The sequence below is a fragment of the Desulfomicrobium salsuginis genome (assembly GCF_054657795.1).
This window is the reverse complement of the sequence record NZ_BAAHYA010000002.1, coordinates 263,457-284,934: the sequence shown is the minus strand read 5'-3', so window position 1 is coordinate 284,934 and position 21,478 is coordinate 263,457. Positions and strand designations below refer to the sequence as shown.

Here is a 21,478-nt window from a genome sequence, read left to right as displayed (position 1 = left end):
CCTCGCAATGATGGGTGGCGGCCCCGGACCGCAGTGAACCGGTGCGTGGCCGCCCTGCCACGCCCCCAAATTCCGTACCATCCTCAAAACTTTAACCACAAGGACGCAATATGAAAAAACTCATCATCCTCGCCTCCCTCCTCCTCTTCGCCACGACGGCCCAGGCCGAGAAGCTGACCGTGCTCCTGGACTGGTTCGTCAACCCCGACCACGCGCCCCTCTTCGTGGCCCAGGAAAAGGGCTTCTTCAAGGCGCGCGGCCTGGACGTGGAGTTCATCGCCCCGTCCAACCCCAACGACCCGCCCAAGCTCGTGGCCGCCGGCCAGGCCGACATCGCCGTGTCCTACCAGCACCAACACCAGGTGCAGGTGGCCGAAGGCCTGCCCCTGACGCGCATCGCCACGCTGGTCGCCACGCCGCTCAACTCCCTGGTGGTCATGAAGGACGGCCCCATCAGGACCATCGCCGACCTCAAGGGCAAGACCATCGGCTATTCCGTCGGCGGCTTCGAGACGGCCATCCTCAAGGCGATGCTTGCTCAGGAAGGCCTGACCCTCGACGACGTGAAGCTCGTCAACGTCAACTTCTCCCTGTCCCCGTCCCTGTTCACGGGCCAGGCCGACGCCGTCATCGGCGCCTTCCGCAACTTTGAGCTGAACCAGATGGACATCGAAGGCCGTCCGGGCCGGGCCTTCTTCGTGGAGGAGCACGGCGTGCCGCCCTACGACGAGCTCATCCTCGTGGCCGCGTCCAAGAACACGGCCGACCCGAGGCTGCGCCGCTTCGTCGACGCCCTGGAGGAAGGGGTGCAGTTCCTGGTCAACCACCCCGAGGAGAGCTGGAAGCTCTTCGTCTCCGGCGACCGGGCCGGCCTGGACGACGAACTGAACCGCCGCGCCTGGCGTGACACCCTGCCCCGCTTCGCCCTGCGCCCCGGCGCCCTGGACCGGGCCCGCTACACGCGCTTCGCGGAGTTCCTGCAGCGCGAGAAGCTCGTCACCACGATGCCGCCCCTCGAATCGTGGGCGGTGGAACTGCGCTGAAAAAAGAAACCCCCGGCCATCGGTCGGGGGTTTCGCTTTGTGCGGGGGATGCACAGCCATCCCGATGCGTCGCAGCCCGTCAGGCCCGGGCTCTGGATTTCGCCAGCACGACACCGGCCAGCATGACCACGGCGAATATGCTCAGGTAGGCCACCACGGCCATGCCGTGGGCGTAGATGGCGGCGTAGATCATGAAGAGGCTTCCGCACAGGGCCAGTGCCGGCAGCACGAAGCGCGTCAGCACGGGCAGGTCGCCTTCGTTGCGCATGAAGGACACGAAGATCGGCAGGTACATGGCGTAGAGCGACACGATGGGCAACTCCGAGGAATCGAAGCAGAAGAAGCCGAACCACGGGTCCGTCAGGTTGGCCCCGTAGAAGTAGACCAGCCAGACGGCCGAGAGCAGCAGGCCGAAGATGGCCGAGTTGGTCGGCATGTTGGAGACGGGGTCGATCTGCCGGAACATGGCCACGGCCGGGCCCTCGCCGCGGGCGGCGATGGAGTAGATGCCGCGCGTGCAGCCGAGCATGAGGCCGTTGAGCGTACCCAGGCAGGAGATGATGACGAAGACGAAGACCAGCGTCCCGCCGAGGTTCGAGAACACGGTCTCGAAGGCGAGCTTGGCCCCTTCCTGGCCGCCGGCCATGAGGGTCTCGTTGGTCACGGCGCCGGCCAGGCCCACGTAGTAGAGGATGTAGACGAGCATGACGCCGAAGGTGCCGGCCACCAGGGCGATGGGCAGGTTGCGCTTGGAGTCCTTGAGTTCGGCGTTGATGCTCGTGGCGATGATCCAGCCCTCGTAGGCGAAGGCAGTGGCCACCACGGCGGTGAACAGGGCCACGGTGGGCTCGACCTCGGTCACGACGGTCGTGAAGTTGCGCATGATCATGCCGTTGCCCATGCCGTAGACGGTGCCGACCACGGCCATGAGCGCCAGGGGGATGAGCTTGATGACCGTCGCCGTGACCTGGAACTTCCCTGCCAGGACGGGCGAAAGGGCGTTCAGGGCGTAGCTGGCCACGAGGTAGAAGCCGGCGATGGTCATGCACTGCCCGCCGGTGATGTCCCAGCCGAAGAGCACGCAGGTGTAGCGAGCAGAGACCCAGGCCAGGACCGAGGTCAGGGTCGGGTAGTAGATCATGGCCATGAACCAGCCGACATAATACCCGTAGGTTCGACCCATGGCCGCCTCGGCGTAGTCCACGATGCCGTTCACGCGCTCGTACTTGGTGGCCATGATGGCGAAGGTGCAGGCGCAGGAGATCATGATCAGCCCGCCGATGACCCAGGACAGGATGCCCAGCGGCAGGTTCCCGCCCGTGGCGGTGAGAATCTTCTCCGCCTTGAAGAACACGCCGCTGCCGATGACGATGCCCACGACCATGGCGATGGCGGTGAACAGACCGAATTTCTTGTTCAGTTCCTGAGACACTGCACGCTCCTTGACGATCTACAACACATTATCGATTTTCGATCATAACACTTTCATTTCACAATACATTTCAAAACGTCGCGCGAAACAAGGGCGCCCTACCCGATGGCCGGGACAATGTAAACGCCATGTCTACGGCAAATGCGAGGGGCGTCTGCGGTAAAGAAAACACGCACAATGCCGATAAAGGTAACATGGTACGAGTATCTGTTCCAGGGGAGGCAAGGCCATGAACGTGCATGGTGCTGGAAATTCGCAGGGATGGGGACATATCCGGCCGGAACTGGACAACATGAGCTTCCAGGAGGCCAGGCATGCAGCCAGGGAAACTACCAAGGCCGGGCCGTCGGCCGTAGATGGGGTGATTGCGGATGAAGAGGGCGGCGGCGCCAGAGGGGTCATCCGCCTCCTGCAGGAAGAGCACTTCAAGGGCGTGGCGGACGTGCGCCTGCGCATCAATTTCTTCGACGAACTCCAGGCCGCGGGAACCGCCAATGCCGGGCGGGAACTGGAAAGCGGCGTGCAGGACGTGATCGCCAAGCTCGGCGACACCAGCGAGGGGCCCTTGGCCACGTTGCTCGAAGCCGTCGACATGACGGCGGACGACCTTGCCGCGCTGGCCGACGGCTTCAAGCAGGACGCCGAGGAAATCCTCGCTCAATTCCGCAGCGGGGAAATGGACCTGAACGGCGCGCTGGACGCCCTCGAAACCGCCCTGATGTCCCTGGCGGAACCCGCCGTGCCGGCAGCCGAACCGGCAGCGGAACCTTCGACCGAACCGGGGGCCGATCAAGCAGCCGAGACCATCCCGGAGATGGCTGCAGACATCGCGGCCGAGGCCGAGGCGCCGGTTGAGAACACCGAGGACCTCAGTACCACGATCACCGCGGCGGCGCAGGACCTGGAGGGGATCGAATCACCGGATCAGCCTGCGGATACGCCCGTTCCCTCCGCTTACGACAATTTGCGCACGGAACTCACGAAGCTCATGGCCGATTTGCGGCAGAGCGTGGCGGAAACCCAGGCCCTGCCGCCCCTTTCGTCGCCGCGGGGAAACGGACAAGCCTACGCCAAGTTTCTGGAGATATACAACACCATGATCGGCGGCAGCGTGACCGGAACTGCCACGGGGACCACAACCGAACCGCAGCCCGAAACGTTGGACGCGCTGGTCTAGAATTGCCTTCATGGGGCAACGTCTCATGGGCGATCATGCGCAGCACATGATCGCCCTTCCGCGTTTCTGCTCCTCCTGAAATTGACGGGGGTGCCTCGCCCTCGAATATACATTCTCAGCGAGAAAAATGTCAGACAAGGATTGGCAACTTGAAAAGAGAATGATACCGAATCGTTGACAAAATGACCCACGGCCGGGCCCGACTCCTGACCCGGCAGAATTCGCGGCAGCATGCTCTGGGAATGCAGAGAGCCACACCTGTGTCAAAACAGCCGGAGACAACCATGTCGGACAACTCGGAAAACAGAAAATACCCGCGCTCGGCCAGCCTCAGACGGTGCGGAATCATCTCCCCAGCCTACGACTCGCCTTTCCCCGCCCGCATCATCAACCACAGCGCCTACGGCCTGCTGCTTGAACTCGATTACCCGTTGCCCGTCGAGGATGTGCTGATCAAGGTCTTCCCTGGCGACGAGACGACCGGCGCCATCGACTACGAGCGGCCGGACTTCATGGTCGGGATGGTCCGCTGGTGCAACCAGCAGATGGGAGGCTGGTCAGGCATGTACCAGGCCGGTATTGAACTCATCTCCCTCAAGCCCAGAAAAGACATCATCTGAATCCGCCCCTTTCCCTGATTGCCGGAACACGGCGCGTCTCATCAGGGCGCGCCGTTTCTTTTCTTCTTTTCCTGCGCGGACATTGACGCGCCCCGCCGTTCCGGGCCACATCCGGGACCGAAACCAAAAGACACCGGAGTTCCCATGCCTGGCAACCTGGCCCGATGGGTCGAACGGCACTTCCTGACCCTGGCCGTCGGCTTTTCCGCCCTGGCCCTTCTGCATCCCCCGCTTTTCGCCTGGATCAGGCCGCACATCTCCCTGGGCCTGGGCATCATCATGTTCGGCATGGGCCTGACCCTGGAGTTCTCGGATTTCGTCCGCGTGGGCACGCAGTGGCGCACGGCGGGCCTGGGCGTGACGCTTCAGTATGTGCTCATGCCCGCCATCGCCTGGACGGTGTGCCTGGCGCTGGGCCTCCCGACCGAAGCGGCCCTGGGCGTCATTCTGGTGGGCTGCTGCCCTTCGGGCACGGCCTCCAACGTCGTCGCCTACTTCGCCCGCGCCGATGTACCCCTGTCCGTGGTCATGACGCTGGCCTCGACGCTGCTGGCCCCGCTGCTTACGCCGGCACTGGTGGAACTGCTGGCCGGCGCGCGGGTCGAGGTCGACTTCTGGGCCATGGTGCGGTCCGTCTTCTGGATCGTGCTCTTCCCCCTCCTGGACGGACTCGTGCTGCGCAGGCTTCTGCGCAATCGGCTGAGCGGGGTCATCGGCATCTTCCCATCGATCTCCGTGCTGACGATCTCCGCCGTCATCGCCTGCGTCATGGCCCTGAACCAGAAGACCATCCTGCAGTTTCCGGCCCTGGTCATGCTGGCCGTAGTCGTGCATAACGGGCTCGGTTTCCTCTGCGGCTACTGGGGCACCAAGGCCATGGGCGGCACGCGGCAAGCCGCCAGGACCATCGCCATCGAGGTCGGGATACAGAATTCGGGGCTCGCCGTGGCCCTGGCCGGAACGTTTTTCGGACCGGGCGCGGCTTTAGCCGGGGCGATCTTCAGTCTGTGGCAGAACCTGGCCGGGATGACCCTGGCGCGGATATGGACAAGGGACGGGAGCGGTGACGAGGGAGAGCCGTCAGGCGGCAAGGCGCCCGGGCTTGAGCGGTGACGGGCAAACTTTGCCGTTTCAGACTCTGATGGACGTGACGCCCTTGCCGCCGGCCTGCAGGCGGCCCAGGATGTCGAGAACGCGCCGGTCCTGGGCGGCGGAGCCTTCGTCGCCCTGCTCCAGATGGCGGGCCAGGCGGGCCTGGAATTCAGCCACCCAGTCCACCCGGCCGCTGCCGTCGGGCGAGGTCAGCAGTTCGGCGGTGCCCGCGAAGCTCGGGTCGAGGCTCATGGCGGCGTGGTCGTTCAGACCGATGGCCCCGCTGCGGTAGAGCTGCTGCGACACGGCGGCCAGTTCGTCCCGCGTCAGGGCGCGGACGTCGATGCCCTTGCCGAGTTGGTGCCAGACGGATTCCTGGGCCTGGGGATACGCCTGCTGCGTGGCTTGTGAAGGCCTTGGGTCGGGACGGCTGACTGCGTCGGCCAGGGAGCCGATGAGAGAGAATGCCGCGTTGGCGATGCCGAGAACGGCCAGGGGCGCGATGGTCATGGGATGCCTCCGGAAAAAAGTTCCTTGCGTCCCGTCTCTTGCAGGCCGCGTTCCAGAAGGCCGGAATGCAGCGCAAAGGCTTTTTTCTTGCCTGCCAGCGGGCTGCGGAGTAGGGCAGCCCCTCACCCTTTCACCACACTACGACCATGACAACATCAGCCCCGACCAAAATCCGAGCCCTGCTCATCCTGGCCCTACTGGCCGCCTTTCCGCCCCTGTCCACGGACATGTATCTACCGGCCCTGCCATCCCTGACGGCCCTGTGGAACACCACCGAGGCGACCATCAACCTGACTCTGGTGGCCTTCTTCGTCAGCTTCAGCCTGTCCCTGCTCTTCTACGGCCCCATCTCGGACCGCTACGGCCGCAAGCCCGTACTCATGGCCGGCATATCCATCTACATTCTGGCCTGCCTGGTCTGCGCCGCGGCCGACAGCCCGTGGATGCTCGTGGCCGGCCGCGTCCTGCAGGGCATGGGCGCCGCCTCGGCCGCGACCCTGTCCCTGGCCATGACCAAGGACTGCTTCGAGGGGGCCGAGCGCGAGCGCGTCATGGCCCACATGGCCGTCATCGTGTCCCTGGCGCCCATGCTGGCCCCGGTGCTCGGCGGGCTCATCCTGAACGTCGCGGGCTGGCCGGTCATTTTCTACACCCAGGTCGTGCTGGGCGTCGTGTCCATGTGGGGCGTGTGGCGACTGAAGGAGCCCGCGCCGGCTACGGGGCGCAGCCTCGGGCAGGTACTGAAGGCGTATGTGAAGCTCATCTCGAACCTGCGCTTCATGACGCTGTGCACCCTCATCGCCCTCGGCATGACCCCGCTCTTCTGCTTCATCGGCGGGTCCGCATTCATCTTCATCGACCACTTCGGCCTGAGCGAACAGGTCTACAGCTACTTCTTCGCCTTCAACTCCGCGGCGCTCATGCTCGGCTTCTGGATCTGCGGCCGCCTGCTCAAGCGGCACGTGCCCGGATTCAAGATCATCATCATGGGCTACTGCGGCATCCTGGCCGGAGCCGTGGCCCTGGCCTTCTGCTCGAATCTGGGCCCCTGGGGCATGGCCGTGCCCATGGCGACCCTGACCATGAGCCTGGGTATGACGCGTCCGCCGAGCAGCAACTTCCTGCTCGAACAGGTCCGGCAGGACGCGGGCTCGGCCGCGTCGCTGATCATGTTCACCTACTTCGTGGGCGGCGCCACGGCCATGTGGTTCATCGCCCTGCCCTGGGACAACAAGATCCTGACCCTGGCCCTGGTCGGCGTGGCCACCAGCGCCCTGGTTTTGGCGCTGCTGCCGAGGCTGGGACGGACGCGGGAAAAGTAGCCCTCCCGTCACCCTTCAAGCAAACCGGCCACGGTGCCGCACCCGCCACGCCACGTCCCCTCCTTTACGTACAATGCTTCGGCGGCCTTCAAGACGATGGGGGACGACGGACCATTCCGAAACGTCCCCCCGACTCTCTCTGGACGACATTCGGTCATCGACAGGCGTCTCTTCTGCATGGCTGGCTATGTCTGCATTTTTTACACCCACCCCCGAATTCATCATCTCGAAATAGCATCCTATTTTTTGAATCACCTTCGCGGCGACGACTCTAGTGTCGAGATTGCTTACACCTTGTCAGACGAAAAAAATAATTAAAATCGAAGAGATGAATCGAATAAGCAGGTTACCGCAGTGGTATGCCGGATGCATCACATTCCTATCATGACACCGGCAAGGAGGTGTGAGCCATGAATAAAAAGTCAATATTTCAAAGCATTTTAATGAGTTGCGCAATACTTCTCTCAACATCTCTCGCCTTCGCGGGTACCGTCTACTGGACGGATTGGACAAGCGTAACAACGGGAGATCCCGGCGTGCTCGGCACCCTTGACCCAGGGTCGGGAGCGATCAACGTCGCGTTTTCCGGCGTCTACAGCTTTGCGCAGACAGGAGGGATAGGGGATACAAATTACTGGAATCCATCGACTCCGTATATCTCAGCGGTCGTCGGCAACGCGCCACCGGCCTCTGACATCATCGCCTTGGGTACGGGGGGAACCGTCAACATCACATTTTCCGAGGCGGTACTTGACCCCCTGATCGCACTGGTGAGCTGGAACGGCAACACCGTCGATTTCGGAGTGCCGATAGAGATTCTTAGCTACGGCCAGGGTTACTGGGGCAGCGGGACGCCCATTCTCAATGTCGACGAGGACGGTTTTTTCGGGGACAGCGAAGTTCACGGAGTGATCAGATTGCCGGGCACATACAGCGCCATCTCATTCACTCACACCTCGGAAGGTTGGCATGGCTTCACAGTCGGCGTTGTAGGCGCAGGCGAGCAACCGCCAACCGTACCTGAACCCTCCACCATGCTCCTCCTCGGCCTGGGCTTGCTGGCCGTTGCCGGGATGAGGCGGAAGCTGGGCTGACCCATGAATCTGGCCAGGCAATAACGGCAATTCCGGGACTGCCGTTTTCCACGCCCCGACGGCAAGACGCAGACCAAACAAAAGACCCCGCCGAAGTGTTTCCTCGGCGGGGCTTGTTTTTGCAGCTGGTGGGCCAACAAGGAATCGAACCTTGAACCTGCTGATTAAGAGTCAGATGCTCTACCAATTGAGCTATTGGCCCACAGGTCGGAATAGGCGAAGCATGTCAATATATTAGCTATACAAACTTGTTTCGCGCCGACAACGAAGAGGCTTCTACGGTTTTCCCCGTTGCTCGTCAAGCGGAAAAAAAGACCTTTTGTCACATTACCGTTTTTCCCCTCTCCCGCGATTTTCTACAGCAAATACTTCACGCCCTCGCACGCCGCCAGGGCCTGGCTCAGGCTGTCCAGGACCTCGCGGGTTTCGAGACGCATGCGCACGGTGTAGGTCACGTAGGACCCGTTGCGCGAGACATTGCTGGCCGCGGGCCTTTCTTCGAAGCCATGGCTGCGGATGACCTCGCAGATGGCGGCGAAGGCCACCTCGGTGCGCACGGCGATGATCTTGTATTCCCAGTGGAGCGGGAACTCGAGTTCCGGTCGTTTCATTTCGGCTCCTTGTTGACGGATTTGTGCGGTACGGCTAGTCCAAGGGCCAGCGCCCGCGGCACTTCGGCCCGTGACGCACTCCATGGCCCAGGTTTTTTCGACCGGTCAACCACAATTTTTTGCGAGGTGCGGATGGAATCCATCCGGGAATTGTATCGCATCGGGGCCGGCCCCTCCAGCAGCCATACCATGGGCCCCAAGCTGGCGGCCGAGCGTTTCCGGGCCCGCGTGCCCCAGGCCGCGGGTTTCCGCGTCGTGCTCTACGAGAGCCTGGCCGCCACGGGCAAGGGACACCTCACGGACAAGGCCGTGACCCAGGCCCTGGCCCCCCTGCCCGTGGAGATCGTCTGGTCCCCGGGCCTGCGGCGCCCCGAACACCCCAACGCCATGGACTTCATGGCCCTGGACGGCGACGGCAACGTCATCGATTCCTGGACCGTCTTCAGCATCGGCGGCGGCGCCCTGCGCGACGACGACGTGTCGAGCCGCCCGCCCGAAGTCTACCCCCTGCACACCCTGGCCGAAATCATGGACCTGTGCGCCGAGGAAGGCATGACCTACTGGGAGTTCGTGGCCCGACACGAGGGCGAGGAAGTCTGGGACTTCCTGCAGACCGTCTGGGGCACCATGCAGGACTGCATCGAGCGCGGCCTGACCACCGAGGGCGTGCTGCCCGGCGGCCTGGGCCTGGCGCGCAAGGCCTGCTCGTACCAGCAGAAGGCCATCCTGGGCGGGGCCGAACTGCGCCGCACGGGACTGCTGGCCGCCTACGCCCTGGCCGTGTCCGAGGAGAACGCCGCCGGCGGCACCGTGGTCACGGCCCCGACCTGCGGGGCCAGCGGCGTCCTGCCCGCGGTGCTGCGCTACCTGAAGGAAACCATGGAATCGCGCCCGAGGGCCATCCTCCAGGCCCTGGCCACGGCCGGGCTCATCGGCCTGGTCATCAAGAACAACGCGTCCATCTCGGGGGCCGAGGTCGGCTGCCAGGGCGAGGTCGGCTCGGCCTGCGCCATGGCCGCGGCGGCCGCGGCCCAGCTCATGGGCGGCACCATCCGCCAGATCGAGTACGCCGCCGAGATGGGGCTGGAGCACCACCTGGGCCTGACCTGCGACCCCGTGGGCGGGCTGGTCCAGATCCCCTGCATCGAGCGCAACGCAATGGCCGCGACCAAGGCCATGAGCATCGCGCAGATGGTGCTCCTGTCCGACGGTTCCCACCGCATCCCCTTTGACGAAGTGGTGCGAGTCATGAAAGAGACAGGGCACGACCTGCCGAGCCTGTACCGGGAGACATCCCACGGGGGCCTGGCCAAGGCCTACGGCGAACGAAAACGAGGAAACGCATGAAGCCAGAAGAGGAAGATTTCGACGAGCTGCCGTCCGGCAAGGAATCCGACGAGCCCAATTCCCGGGCCAAGGAACTGAAGCTCTTTACCATGTGCCTGAAAAAATTCATCAAGAAGGTTTTTCAGCACATGGTCGCCACGCGCTTTTCAACCTGGAAGGAGCTGGCCATCCACGACCAGGACGGCCTGGCCTACCCCATCTACAACTACGTCATCGACGCCTCCGACGCCAGACTGCGCAAGGCTTACGAGGGCTACGGCCTGGACATCGACGGCGGCATCCTGCTGGCTGACCTGTCCGTGTCCGCCATGCTTGACGAGGAAGGGTCCATCGGTCTGGAATTCTACCTCTACGAGACCACGTCCATCGTGCCCTACGTGTGCGAGGATTTCGAGGCCGTCGAGAACGAGCGCCCGGACATGGCCCACTTCCGCAAGATCAACCACACGGAGTTCGAGACCCTCTACGACGAGCTCAAGCAGCACGACATCTTCGAGGACCTCTACTACGAACTGAACAAGTCCATCCTGCTCATCGAGCTGTCCGAACGCGAAGCCCTGGCCCAAGTCAAGAAGGACAGCCTGCGCATCCTGACCGGCATCTTCGCCCGGGCCAAGTCCATCTCCAACCTGAGCACCATCACCAACACCGACATCAAGGAGTTCAAGCTGGATTTCGAACAGGGCGAACGCGCGTTCTCCTTCGTCATCCTGAACGGCCACGATGCGGACAATCTGCCCGTCTACTCCTCGGTGCTGACCCTGCCGGAGTACAAGTCCGTGGCCCAGTACGTGGACCTCGACACGCTCTATGAAAAGCTCCTCAAGGTGCTGCGGGCCAAGAACATCGCCGACCCCGAGAACGTGCTCCACGACGCGCTGCGGCCAAGCGACAGGGTCGGCCAGTCCGCGCAGCCTGCCATGCCCGGCCAGTGAGCCTCCCGGCAGCAGGGGCTTGCCTTGACCCGCCTCGCCAAGCGCCTATACTTATGGAGTATGGTTCGTTTCGGCCGTGCAGCGCATGAACGCCGGACATTTCCGATCACCAAAACCAAGGAGCGAACAATGCTGAAACGCAACATGACGTGCATCATCGCCCTCGTTCTGCTTGTCGGAACAGGGTTTCTGGCATCCTGCGCATCCAGCCGGTCCGGGCAGGTCTATTCCCGCGACCAGGCGCGGCAGGAAATGACGGTCAACTACGGAACGGTGCGTGAAGTCCGCAGCGTCCAGATCGAGGGCACCCAGAGCGGCCTCGGGACTGTGGCCGGCGGCGTGGCCGGTGGCGTCCTCGGCAGCCAGGTCGGCGGCGGAGCAGGACGGGTCGTTGGCGGCGTGATTGGCGCCCTGGGCGGCGCGGCCGTGGGCGCCGTGTCCGAGGAAGGCCTGACCAGGCGCAACGGCCTCGAAATCATGGTCGAACTCGACACCGGGCAGGTCCTGTCCATCGTGCAGGAAGCAGATGTCCAGTTCTCGCCCGGCGAACGGGTGCGCGTGCTGCGCTCCAGCGACGGGTCGTCCAGGGTCCAGAAGTAGCCAATTCCACACCAAGGAGCATCCGATGGAGCTGACCATCGTCCCGATCAAGAACCCCCAGTCCCTGAACATGATTCTCGGCATGTCACACTTCATCAAGACCGTGGAGGACGTGCACGAGGCCATGGTCAACACCGTGCCCGGAGCTAAGTTCGGCCTGGCCTTCTGCGAGGCCTCCGACGCCTGCCTGATCCGCACCTCCGGCACGGACCCGGAACTGGTCCAGCTGGCCACCGAAAACGCCCAGGCCCTGTCATGCGGGCACAGCTTCATCCTCTTCATGCGCGACATGTACCCCATCAACGTCGTCAACACGATCCAGAACGTGCCCGAGGTCGTGCGCCTCTTCTGCGCCTCGGCCAACCCGGTCCAGGCCATCGTGGCCCAGACGGACCAGGGGCGCGGCATCATCGGCGTGGTCGACGGCTTCGCCTCCAAGGGCGTGGAGACCGACGAGGACAAGGCCAAACGCGCCAAGCTCCTGCGCATGATCGGCTACAAGTTCTAGGATGCCCGAGACACGCCCCACGACCGTTCTGGTGGTGGACGACGACGCGTTCGTCCGCGCCACCACCGGCACGGTGCTCAAGTCACGCGGATTCGAGGTCCTGCAGGCCGGCAACGGCCTGGAGGGCCTCGACCTTTTCCGGGCCCGCCGGCCGGACCTGCTCATCGTCGATCTGAAGATGCCGGTCATGAACGGCCTGGACCTTCTCTCGCACCTGTCCGACGTCATCGATCGCGTGCCGGTCCTGGTCATCTCCGGCGAGGGCGGCCTGGACGAGGCCGTCAAGGCCCTGCGCCTGGGGGCCTGGGACTATCTCGTCAAGCCCATCGTCTCGCCCACGGTCCTGAACCATGCCGTGGACAAGGCCCTGGAGCGGGCGGCGCTCATCCGCGAGAACGAAGAATACCGCCTTGGCCTGGAGCGCCAGGTCCAGCAGCGCACCCTGGAACTGCAGAAGGCCAACCTAGAACTGGAGCATCAGTTCCTCAAACAGCAGAAGCTGGGCATCATCGGCACCATCGCCGGCGGCATGGCTCACGACTTCAACAACATCCTGTCCTCCGTCGTCTTCTCGGCCGAGCTTGTCCGCGGGACCATCGAAGCCGGCGAGGCCCCGGACCAGGAGGACCTGGAGCGCATCCTGCGCGTCTGCCAGCGCGGCACGTCCCTCATCCGCAGCGTCCTGCACTTCACGGGCAAGATGCATGAGGAGTTCACGCGCTTCCCCATCCGCGACGCCATGCTCGAGGCCCTGGAGATCATCCGCGGCACGACGCCCCAGCACATCGCCATCGAAGCGAGTCTCGACCCCGAGCCGGGCGCCCTCTTCGGCGATCCCGTGCACCTGCAGCAGATCCTCATGAACCTGACCAACAACGCCGTGCACGCCCTGGCCGGATCACTGGGCCCGCGCATCGTGATCACGGTCCGCCGACACTCGGACCAGGAACCGAAGCTTCTCGTCACCGATCCCGATAGCGTGCTGACGGTCATCACCGTGTCCGACAACGGACCCGGCATCCCCGACGAGGACCTGCCGCGGCTGTGCGAACCCTTCTTCACCACCAAGCCCAAGGACGAGGGCACGGGCCTGGGGCTCTTCGTGACCCAGAAGATCGTCAAGACCCTGCGCGGCAAGCTGCGTTTCTCCCGCAACGAATCCGGCGGCCTGACTGTGCAGGTCTGCCTGCCGGCCAGCCCCCATGCGCCCACGGAAAGCGCCGAGGCTGCGGCGCCTCCCGAAATCATGGGCTGCGGCGAGCGCATCCTGGTCGTCGAGTCGGACCCCGAAGTCCGGGCCGCGACCTGCGCCTGCCTGTCCAGACTCGGCTACGAGCCCATCCCGGCCGACAGCCCCGGGCGGGGAGTCGAAACCGTCGCCGCGGAGCCCGGTCGCCTGGACCTCGTGCTGACCGAAGACGTCACCGCCGGACAGACCGAGGATCTGTGCGCGGCCCTGAGCGCGGCCGGGTCCCAGGCCCCGGTGGTGCTGGTTTCGGCCTCCCCCACTCTCGGACTGACCGTTCGTCCCGCGCGGGTCTGCCGGGTCATTTCCAAGCCCGTGGATTTGGGGTCCCTGGGCCGGGCTCTGCGCCACTGCCTGTCCCGCCCACCCCGCAAAATCTGACGCCACGCATTGCCTTGGCGGCTCCCCCGTCTTATCAGTTCGCCAAACCCTTCGACAGGAGCGTTTCATATGGAAAAGACCGACATCCTCATCATCGGACAGGGTCCTGCGGGACTTTCCGCCGCCATCTACACGGCCCGGGCCGGCATGCGCACCCTGATCGTCGGCTGCGCCCCCAAGGTGGCGGGCGACTACGAGATCGACAACTACTTCGGCTTCACCGAGACCATCACGGGCAAGGAACTCATCGAGCGGGGACGCGCCCAGGCCGCCAAGTTCGGCGTGGAGATGCGCTGCGACCGTGTGCTTGCCATGCACCAGAACGGGGACCAGAAGTTTGTGGCCAAGACCGAGGAGGGCCAAATCGAGGCCACGGCCCTCGTGCTGGCCACGGGCGTGTCCAGGGTCCGGCCGGGCATCGCCAATCTCGGCGACTACGAGGGCAAGGGCGTGTCCTACTGCGTGAGCTGCGACGGATACTTCATGCGCGGCAAGCCGGTCATGGTCATCGGCGAAGCCAATTTCGCGGCCAACCAGGCCCTCGAACTGCTGCAGTACACGCCGAGCGTACAGGTCTGCACCCAGGGCAAGGCCCCGGAAATGAGCGAGGAATTCCTCTGGCGCCTGCGTGAAAGCGGCATACCCGTGCTGCAGTCGAAGATCACGAGCCTGGCCGGAAACGGCGGCCTGGAGCAGGTGGTCATGGACGGCGGGGAGCAGATCGACGCCCAGGGGCTCTTCATCGCCATGGGACAGGCCTCGTCCAACGACTTCGCGTACAGCCTGGGCCTCGTGCGCAACGGCCAGTTCATCGACACGGACCGCGAACAGCGCACCAACATCCCCGGAGTCTTCGCCGCCGGCGACTGCGTGGGCCGCTTCCTGCAGATCAGCGTGGCCGTGGGCGAAGGCGCCCTGGCCGGACGCGCGGCCATCAGCCACGTCAAGGAAAGCCGCCGCGCCAACCTTGACAAATAAGGCCGCGGAAACATAACAACTCCAAACCGTCACAGGCGGGCCAATAGCTCAGTTGGTAGAGCCCCCGGCTCATAACCGGATGGTCCCAGGTTCGACCCCTGGTTGGCCCACCATTCACACAAAATAAGCCCGCGTAATGCGGGCTTTTTTGCGGCTATCCGTCAATAATTCCGTATCGTCACTCTCATTATTCGTCAGATCCCTTCATTTCTCTGCAATGTGTGTAAAATTTGGGGTACGATTTTGGGGTATCGTACCCCAGGTGGGGTATTTCTGGTTTAAAACGTGGGGTATCTTATGCTTAAAGACGCAAAAGTTCGCGCGGCGAAGCTGACCGACAAAGCTTATAAACTTTACGATGCCGACGGGCTCTTCCTCTTCGTATACACGCGTGAATGCCTTGCGATAGACGTTGCCGAATTCATCCGCCTCTCAGCAACTGCAGAGTGTCCGGTTTAATATGGGCAAATCCATTAGTATACTCATTAAAAATAAAATCTATATATAAATTTATTAAATCATTATAGATAATTAAATAATTTTTCCGTAGTCATCATCATTCTTTGTTGTAAATTTATTCATGCACTCTTTCCAAAAAACATATCTATTTTTACCTATTTTTTTTGCATAATATGACGCAAAATCTGCATTACGATAAAGATCTACATATCGTTTTCCATCATCTGGATAAAATGCCACACCTATGCTCGCTGAAACAGTCTGTTCCATATCGCCTAATTTATAGATTTTATTTATTTTTGAACAAAGCAAATCGAGCTTTGCTTTCACCACATCCGAGTCTAGAACATCTCTAATAAACACAATGAATTCATCTCCACCAAAACGCCCTATGATGTCGTCTGAACGAAAAGCACTTTTTATTATGCCTGATATTTCAACCAAAATCTGGTCACCAAATAGATGACCGAATTTATCGTTGACAGCCTTGAAGTTGTCGAGATCGATACAAACAATCGCATGCCGACCGACCGAATCAGGACCGACAAGAGTGTCCTCGATCATCATCTGCGTCGTGGTCTTGTTATAAAGGCGTGTCAAAGGATCTCTTTGAGCTGCCTGTAGCGCAGCTTCTTTCGCCTCCTTCAATAATTTTTCTTTACGCAGATCACGGGTATAGCCGGCGACAATATATCGATCGCCTCTATTAATTCTGACCAGGGTGACCTCCGCGGGAATAAGTTCACCATCCAGCTTTTTGTGCATCCACTCGAAGCGGTTATAACCGCTCATAAATGCTTGCCGAATATGGCGAAACGCTTTTGAGACGGAAGGCTCACCACAGGGTTGCTTTTCCGGAGACAACTCGAAAAAGCGCACAAGATATTCGCTTTTAGAAGACAGGTCGAAAAGTTTCACCGCCTCCATGTTGCATTCGATATTGTTGTACTGATCATCCCAAAGATTGCAACAGATGGGGATCGCCTCAAACATAAGGCGGATTAACTCATTTGCTTCATCGTGGGCTGCACGGAGTGCCTTTTCATGGCGCAGGTCTCGAGTGTAGGTTGCGAGCATATCGCTGTCACCACAGGAAATCTTTACGATGATTACCTCAGCCGGAACCAAAGATCCGTCCGGAAGAAGAAAAGTCCACTCCACTTGGTTGTAGCCAGTTTCAAAAGCTTTGTTCAATTCAAGAAAAGCCGCATCGGAAGAAAGCCTTCCGTCAGGCTGCCTCTCGGGAAACATTTCGAAAATCCGCTCACATGTCTCGATTTTCCCTGAACATTGAAAGAAATTTACCGTCGCGCGATTGCAATCAACCATCTCAAGGCGATTGTTGAACAAACCGCAGCAGATTGGCAACGAGTCGAGCATGAGCATCGCGCGCTCGTGATCTCTGGCGGATTCGGCGTCTTCAAGCAGGCAGGAGGCATCGCTAACATCCTTTATCGAATCGACAAATTTATCCGTGTTGTGAATACAATATGGATCGAAGGAGAGAGCCAGAATTTTTAGGTTTTGGAGATCGCGATAGTATTTCCGAACACTGTTCCCCGCTCGAAACTCTTCAATGACGGGACAATTCAAACATGAAGAAGATAATTTAAAAAAAACATTATAGTAAATGTGTCTTTCGAACATATGTTTCATAAATTATTCACAAAAAATTTTGCATGGATTTCAATCAACATAAGAAAGACCAACAAAATTATGCCATTGAATGGCAATATGATTAATGTTTATTAATGAATCACTTAGATACAACCTAATCAAAAAAAGTATAACATAAAATATCGATTTAATATCTGAAATTAGCATCTATAAACAAAAAATAACAACAACTATCAGGCTCACAAGACTTCACAATCGGTCAACTAAGAAACACGAAATCAATTGCACACAGCTATTAATGATTTAAAGTATTTATATTTTACCACTCAATCTATACAATACAGCTTGAAATAAATAATATACATTAAATATATTGTTATATTTTTTTCATAAATCTGATGTATATTTATTTTTAGAATATCACATTTTCGCCCTCTACTATCTGCTTAAATAGGCCATCTAAATAAAAAAATATAAGTTTTGCTATAAAATTTCGCGAAAATTTAAGCGATACTAAAAAATACTTAATACTGCAAATTAGCATCGCGTTGATAATAGGCAAGCACACCTAGTCGACACAGACAGAGATCCCAAACAAAAAAAAAGGCAGAAAAAAAAAAAAAAAACGAGTTAAACTCCCGAATAATTGTTTTTACCCCCCCCCCAAGGTCTGTTGCTCACACTTTGGTCCAAACTTAAATATACAGATACATCAAATTCAACAATTAATTGTCTTTACACCATACAAATATATCACCCTGCGGCAGCGAATCTAACCAATAATTCATTTTAAAAAAACAATATAATAATCGCACATAATCGCCAAATATAAAATGCATAATAAAGACCATTTCAAACATAACTATGCATTAGTCAAATATGTTAAACAATGATTAAATTATAAAAAAATGCAAAGTTAACACTTTATAAGAAATAAATTCAATACTTCATATTCGATGCACAAATATTTTTTAAATTTATATAAGACGCAAAAATTAAAAAATTACAATCTTTAATTGCAAAATTTTATATTTATTTTAATATTTGACTATAAGATATTAAGCGCCATCTGTGTCAATGCTTTTATCGCTCAAAATGGGCATGTTTGACATCGAAAGACTTGTCCTGACCTGCCCGGCTCTTTTCAGACCAATCGAAACTTAAGATAGGTTTCCCCCTCAACCACGAGGGAACTGATGAAAAAGGGACGATTTTCCGAAGAGCAGATGGTGGGCATCCTACGCGAAGCTGACCGCAGCCCGGTGGCCCAGGTGGCCAAGAAGCATGGAATCAGCGAGTAGACGATCTACACATGACGCCAGCGGTTTGCAGGCATGTCCGCCGATGACGTGAAGCGGCTGCGCCTGCTGGAACAAGAGAACACGCGATTGAAGAAGATTCTTGCGGAACGGGACCTTGAAATCGAGGTCATGAAGGAGATCGCCGCAAAAAAGTAGTAGGCGCACCCGCCCGACGGCTCCAGGTGGCGTACGCCAGGAGTCGCGGGCTTTCACAACGCAGGGCGTGTGCGCTGTTATCCACTTCCCGGTCGTCGCTCCACTACGAGTCACGACTGGAGGCTCGGGACAAGCCGCTGATGGCGGCCATGGCGGGCCTGGCTGCGTCGTATCCGCGCTTCGGATACCGCCGGATCAACGTGTTCATGGAACGTCTGGGGCATGTCATGGGTGCCGACAAGGCGTTCCGGCTGTGGTCCAAGGCCGGGTTGCAGGTGCCCAGGAAGCGGCCTCGGAAACGAGTAGCTGCATCCCGTCCGCGTCCGCAACTGCCGATGGGAGCAAACGAACTGTGGGCGTACGACTTTGTCTACGACGCCTGCGCAAACGGTCAGCAGATCAAATGCTGGACCGTAGTGGACGAATACACGCGTGAGTGCCTGGCTATAGATGTTGCTGGCAGCATCAGGTCGGGCCGGGTGATCGAGGTGCTGTCCCGCCTGATCAATGAACGTGGAGCCCCTCTGAGCCTGCGTTCTGACAACGGTCCGGAGTTGGTGTCGAAGGCGCTGCTCAAATGGGCGGCTCGGGAGTCTCTGGATTTGGCGCTGATTGAGCCTGGCAAGCCATGGCAAAACGGTTTGAACGAGAGTTTTAACGGCAAATTTCGCGACGAGTGTCTGTCGATGGAATGGTTTCGGTGTCGGGCCGAGGCGTGGGTTGTGATCGAGGAATGGAGGCGGCACTACAACTCCGTTCGCCCGCATTCAAGCTTGAACAACATGACGCCCGAACACTTCTGTCGGCAGTATGGAAAAAACATGAACCGTGGGGAAACCCTCAAGAATTGAGTGGTCCGAAGTTTCCCGGCAGGTCAGTCCAGCAGGAATATGAAGGTTGCCAAAAAACTTGCTCAAGTTTATTTACATGCCACATTCAACGCGAAACAGACACTTAAAAATGACTACAATCGTAGCAATATCCATTCTTATCTGCAACGTTTCAAGATTTGACAGGTATATTTGAGGACAAATTTAGATGATTACCAAGTTTAACATGGCATGCAAAATTTATAATATATTATTATTTGCAATATATGATTTATAAGAAAATTTATATCTTACAACAACTTGCACAACATCAAATACACAGATAATGTAAACAATATTTATACAAAATTAAAATTGCAAAAATAATATTTACAAACTATGAGATCGCACTTTTTTACACCGAGTTAAAATAATACAATCAGCAATCATACAAAAACAAATAATTAAAAAAAATCTATCATGTCAATTAAGCCACGCGATACAATCATGAAATCATTTATATGTGAAAAAAATGCACGAATATAATTCATCAAAATATTTAATACTATTTACTGTCGATTAAATATCATATTCGCACTTTGAAACATTGATTTTTTTCATGACTACGTTAGCAACTTCAATAAAATTTCGCGCATAATTGTATGAGATATCCCTGAAAACATTATGTATTGAAGGGTCTAAAAAAATTGCAGCCCTTTCATCTTGCCCAACCCACCCCTTCTTTTTAAGAATTTCAATTTTACGACGAACTGTTTCACGCGGAATCCCTGTATATTCACTAATCGAATGCGCATTTGTTAAAAGCAAAAGATTAGAGTCATCACTCTTCATATACTCAATGACTTTCTCTCCATCATAATTACAAATCTTAGCAATATTTGCAATTGTATGATGAGCAATTGCGCCTAATATTATTGCTAAAATAACATCCCCATCAAATTGTTTATAAACTCTAATTGTATGATTTATATAAAGCTCATTTAGCTCCATTTGAATGAATAACGAATTTTCATTATAGTCTTCTTCTGTAAATACTAATTGATTCACAAGCGCATCTCCATCAAGAATGACAAACTTAAATCATTACGACAACTTCAGCACACATATTTGCACGAAAATATTAAAAAATGCAATAAAAACATACATTCAAAATGGCACGCTTGTGGATGCAGCAAATAGATTTTTCTTTTCTTGTTTATTCCAATAATCCATGATATCAATAATTTCATCTCGAATGGAAACAAATAGACTTGCCAAACGTGGCTCAAAATGACCGCCACTTTGCAAAATCTGATCCATAGCTCTCTCCACACTCCAAGCTTCCTTATAGGGACGCACCATTGTCAGGGCGTCAAAAACATCCGCAACTGCTGTTATTCGTGCAGCTTCTGAAATGGCTTCCCCCTTCAGATTTTGCGGATACCCTCCGCCCGCCCAACGTTCATGATGCGACAGGGCAATCTGTGCGGCCAACCGAAAGATGGGCGTGTTGCTGACCGATAGAATTTTATGACCGACAGTTGTATGCTCCTTCATAATGACCCACTCTTCTTCCGTCAGCTTTCCCGGTTTCTTCAGGATGGCATCGGGAGTACCTATTTTTCCAGTGTCGTGCATGGGAGCTGCCAATAATATCTGATCCTGCATGTCCACAGTCCAACCTGCCGCCTTGGCCAGAGCCTTGGCATATGACGCCATGCGCCAGATGTGTACGCCAGTGTTGTCATCGTTGTAGTGTCCGGCTTGCCCAAGCATAAAGATCGCATCTTTTTGCCCTTGACGAATCGCCTCAACCTGAATTTCCACTGTTTTCTCACAAGCTCGTTGCAGGTCGGCCAGATCCAGATGATTCTTCACCCGTGCTCGAACTATGGGCGGTGAAACAGGCTTCATTATGTAGTCGACTGCGCCAACTTCAAAACCCATTGATTCATCACGAACGTCGGTCATGGCGGTGATAAAGATAACTGGAATTTTTTCCCATGCCTTTTCTGCTTTTAATCTACGACAAACATCATAGCCATTCAGTCCAGGCGTCATCATCACATCGAGCAATATAAGATCAGGCGGATTTTCTCGCACAACATCTAGGGCCTCCTGTCCGTTCAGGGCGACACTCAGTTCATATTCATCCCTCAACACATTCACCAAAAGATCTATATTTGAATCTGTATCATCCACAATGAGCACAAGAGGTTTTTTCGATTTTGTTCTCATCT

18 protein-coding genes, 2 tRNA genes and 1 pseudogene are annotated in these 21,478 nt (G+C 57.2%); 14 read left to right on the top strand and 7 right to left on the bottom strand.

Going from position 1 to position 21,478, the window contains the following annotated elements:
• Positions 1–110: 110 nt before the first annotated feature.
• Positions 111–1,043: an ABC transporter substrate-binding protein gene (locus tag ACYQ3G_RS08525; RefSeq protein WP_459824804.1), complete on the top strand. Its 933-nt coding sequence runs from the start codon at positions 111–113 to the stop codon at positions 1,041–1,043.
• Between the two features lie 79 nt (positions 1,044–1,122).
• On the opposite strand, the gene ACYQ3G_RS08520 is transcribed toward ACYQ3G_RS08525, so the two are convergent.
• The gene (locus ACYQ3G_RS08520) at positions 1,123–2,475 is read right to left on the bottom strand and encodes an APC family permease (RefSeq protein ID WP_459824802.1); all 1,353 of its coding nucleotides are present in this window, start codon (positions 2,473–2,475) and stop codon (positions 1,123–1,125) included.
• Positions 2,476–2,704: 229 nt separating this feature from the next.
• Between ACYQ3G_RS08520 and ACYQ3G_RS08515 the strand changes: the two genes are divergently transcribed.
• From ACYQ3G_RS08515 to ACYQ3G_RS08505, 3 genes are all read left to right on the top strand, one after another.
• Entirely contained in the window at positions 2,705–3,652 is a 948-nt protein-coding gene (locus tag ACYQ3G_RS08515; protein ID WP_459824800.1) for a hypothetical protein, read from the top strand.
• 284 nt (positions 3,653–3,936) lie between these two features.
• Positions 3,937–4,272: a hypothetical protein gene (locus ACYQ3G_RS08510; RefSeq protein WP_459824798.1), complete on the top strand. Its 336-nt coding sequence runs from the start codon at positions 3,937–3,939 to the stop codon at positions 4,270–4,272.
• 144 nt (positions 4,273–4,416) lie between these two features.
• On the top strand, positions 4,417–5,385 hold the full coding sequence (locus tag ACYQ3G_RS08505; protein ID WP_459824795.1) for a bile acid:sodium symporter family protein: 969 nt from the start codon (positions 4,417–4,419) through the stop codon (positions 5,383–5,385).
• A gap of 18 nt (positions 5,386–5,403) precedes the next feature.
• Here ACYQ3G_RS08505 and ACYQ3G_RS08500 read toward each other — a convergent pair whose 3' ends face one another.
• Positions 5,404–5,874 (bottom strand): hypothetical protein, encoded by a 471-nt coding sequence (locus ACYQ3G_RS08500; RefSeq protein WP_459824792.1) that lies wholly within the window; start codon positions 5,872–5,874, stop codon positions 5,404–5,406.
• Positions 5,875–6,020: 146 nt separating this feature from the next.
• On the opposite strand from ACYQ3G_RS08500, the gene ACYQ3G_RS08495 reads away from it, so the two are divergent.
• Both ACYQ3G_RS08495 and ACYQ3G_RS08490 read left to right on the top strand, forming a co-directional pair.
• Positions 6,021–7,196 (top strand): multidrug effflux MFS transporter, encoded by a 1,176-nt coding sequence (locus ACYQ3G_RS08495; protein WP_459824790.1) that lies wholly within the window; start codon positions 6,021–6,023, stop codon positions 7,194–7,196.
• 410 nt (positions 7,197–7,606) lie between these two features.
• The gene (locus ACYQ3G_RS08490; RefSeq protein WP_459824787.1) at positions 7,607–8,290 is read left to right on the top strand and encodes a PEP-CTERM sorting domain-containing protein; all 684 of its coding nucleotides are present in this window, start codon (positions 7,607–7,609) and stop codon (positions 8,288–8,290) included.
• 126 nt (positions 8,291–8,416) lie between these two features.
• Here the strand turns inward: ACYQ3G_RS08490 and ACYQ3G_RS08485 are convergent.
• Together ACYQ3G_RS08485 and ACYQ3G_RS08480 are read right to left on the bottom strand one after the other, a co-directional pair.
• Positions 8,417–8,492, bottom strand: a tRNA-Lys gene (locus ACYQ3G_RS08485).
• Positions 8,493–8,646: 154 nt separating this feature from the next.
• Positions 8,647–8,901, bottom strand: coding sequence for an HP0495 family protein (locus ACYQ3G_RS08480; RefSeq protein WP_459824785.1), 255 nt, complete (start codon positions 8,899–8,901; stop codon positions 8,647–8,649).
• A 132-nt stretch (positions 8,902–9,033) separates the two neighbouring features.
• On the opposite strand from ACYQ3G_RS08480, the gene ACYQ3G_RS08475 reads away from it, so the two are divergent.
• The 7 genes from ACYQ3G_RS08475 (at position 9,034) to ACYQ3G_RS08445 (ending at position 15,009) form a co-directional block, all read left to right on the top strand.
• Entirely contained in the window at positions 9,034–10,248 is a 1,215-nt protein-coding gene (locus ACYQ3G_RS08475) for an L-serine ammonia-lyase (protein WP_459824782.1), read from the top strand.
• Positions 10,245–11,183: a hypothetical protein gene (locus tag ACYQ3G_RS08470; RefSeq protein WP_459824780.1), complete on the top strand. Its 939-nt coding sequence runs from the start codon at positions 10,245–10,247 to the stop codon at positions 11,181–11,183. Before ACYQ3G_RS08475 ends, ACYQ3G_RS08470 begins: the two co-directional genes overlap by 4 nt.
• Before the next feature lie 129 nt (positions 11,184–11,312).
• Positions 11,313–11,783 carry an outer membrane lipoprotein gene (locus ACYQ3G_RS08465; protein ID WP_245578365.1) on the top strand — a complete coding sequence of 157 codons (471 nt, stop codon included), beginning with the start codon at positions 11,313–11,315 and terminating at the stop codon, positions 11,781–11,783.
• 25 nt (positions 11,784–11,808) lie between these two features.
• Complete coding sequence (locus ACYQ3G_RS08460) at positions 11,809–12,291, top strand: adenosine-specific kinase (protein ID WP_459824776.1); 483 nt, start codon at positions 11,809–11,811, stop codon at positions 12,289–12,291.
• A gap of 1 nt (position 12,292) precedes the next feature.
• Positions 12,293–13,918: a hybrid sensor histidine kinase/response regulator gene (locus tag ACYQ3G_RS08455; RefSeq protein ID WP_459824774.1), complete on the top strand. Its 1,626-nt coding sequence runs from the start codon at positions 12,293–12,295 to the stop codon at positions 13,916–13,918.
• 69 nt (positions 13,919–13,987) lie between these two features.
• Positions 13,988–14,896 carry an NAD(P)/FAD-dependent oxidoreductase gene (locus tag ACYQ3G_RS08450; protein WP_459824770.1) on the top strand — a complete coding sequence of 303 codons (909 nt, stop codon included), beginning with the start codon at positions 13,988–13,990 and terminating at the stop codon, positions 14,894–14,896.
• Positions 14,897–14,933: 37 nt separating this feature from the next.
• Positions 14,934–15,009, top strand: a tRNA-Ile gene (locus tag ACYQ3G_RS08445).
• 418 nt (positions 15,010–15,427) lie between these two features.
• Here the strand turns inward: ACYQ3G_RS08445 and ACYQ3G_RS08440 are convergent.
• On the bottom strand, positions 15,428–17,011 hold the full coding sequence (locus ACYQ3G_RS08440) for a sensor domain-containing diguanylate cyclase (RefSeq protein WP_459824768.1): 1,584 nt from the start codon (positions 17,009–17,011) through the stop codon (positions 15,428–15,430).
• 1,157 nt (positions 17,012–18,168) lie between these two features.
• Between ACYQ3G_RS08440 and ACYQ3G_RS08435 the strand changes: the two are divergent.
• A pseudogene (locus ACYQ3G_RS08435) lies at positions 18,169–19,280 on the top strand (IS3 family transposase).
• 537 nt (positions 19,281–19,817) lie between these two features.
• Here ACYQ3G_RS08435 and ACYQ3G_RS08430 read toward each other — a convergent pair.
• Together ACYQ3G_RS08430 and ACYQ3G_RS08425 are read right to left on the bottom strand one after the other, a co-directional pair.
• Complete coding sequence (locus tag ACYQ3G_RS08430) at positions 19,818–20,306, bottom strand: hypothetical protein (protein WP_459824766.1); 489 nt, start codon at positions 20,304–20,306, stop codon at positions 19,818–19,820.
• Between the two features lie 99 nt (positions 20,307–20,405).
• Entirely contained in the window at positions 20,406–21,476 is a 1,071-nt protein-coding gene (locus ACYQ3G_RS08425) for a response regulator (RefSeq protein WP_459824763.1), read from the bottom strand.
• Positions 21,477–21,478 lie beyond the last annotated feature (2 nt).

Coding starts and splice junctions, on each gene's coding strand:
- ACYQ3G_RS08525 (WP_459824804.1), top strand. CDS start 111: ATGAAAAAACTCATCATCCTCGCCTCCCTCCTCCTCTTCGCCACGACG.
- ACYQ3G_RS08515 (WP_459824800.1), top strand. CDS start 2,705: ATGAACGTGCATGGTGCTGGAAATTCGCAGGGATGGGGACATATCCGG.
- ACYQ3G_RS08510 (WP_459824798.1), top strand. CDS start 3,937: ATGTCGGACAACTCGGAAAACAGAAAATACCCGCGCTCGGCCAGCCTC.
- ACYQ3G_RS08505 (WP_459824795.1), top strand. CDS start 4,417: ATGCCTGGCAACCTGGCCCGATGGGTCGAACGGCACTTCCTGACCCTG.
- ACYQ3G_RS08500 (WP_459824792.1), bottom strand. CDS start 5,874: ATGACCATCGCGCCCCTGGCCGTTCTCGGCATCGCCAACGCGGCATTC.
- ACYQ3G_RS08495 (WP_459824790.1), top strand. CDS start 6,021: ATGACAACATCAGCCCCGACCAAAATCCGAGCCCTGCTCATCCTGGCC.
- ACYQ3G_RS08490 (WP_459824787.1), top strand. CDS start 7,607: ATGAATAAAAAGTCAATATTTCAAAGCATTTTAATGAGTTGCGCAATA.
- ACYQ3G_RS08480 (WP_459824785.1), bottom strand. CDS start 8,901: ATGAAACGACCGGAACTCGAGTTCCCGCTCCACTGGGAATACAAGATC.
- ACYQ3G_RS08475 (WP_459824782.1), top strand. CDS start 9,034: ATGGAATCCATCCGGGAATTGTATCGCATCGGGGCCGGCCCCTCCAGC.
- ACYQ3G_RS08470 (WP_459824780.1), top strand. CDS start 10,245: ATGAAGCCAGAAGAGGAAGATTTCGACGAGCTGCCGTCCGGCAAGGAA.
- ACYQ3G_RS08465 (WP_245578365.1), top strand. CDS start 11,313: ATGCTGAAACGCAACATGACGTGCATCATCGCCCTCGTTCTGCTTGTC.
- ACYQ3G_RS08460 (WP_459824776.1), top strand. CDS start 11,809: ATGGAGCTGACCATCGTCCCGATCAAGAACCCCCAGTCCCTGAACATG.
- ACYQ3G_RS08455 (WP_459824774.1), top strand. CDS start 12,293: ATGCCCGAGACACGCCCCACGACCGTTCTGGTGGTGGACGACGACGCG.
- ACYQ3G_RS08450 (WP_459824770.1), top strand. CDS start 13,988: ATGGAAAAGACCGACATCCTCATCATCGGACAGGGTCCTGCGGGACTT.
- ACYQ3G_RS08440 (WP_459824768.1), bottom strand. CDS start 17,011: ATGAAACATATGTTCGAAAGACACATTTACTATAATGTTTTTTTTAAA.
- ACYQ3G_RS08425 (WP_459824763.1), bottom strand. CDS start 21,476: ATGAGAACAAAATCGAAAAAACCTCTTGTGCTCATTGTGGATGATACA.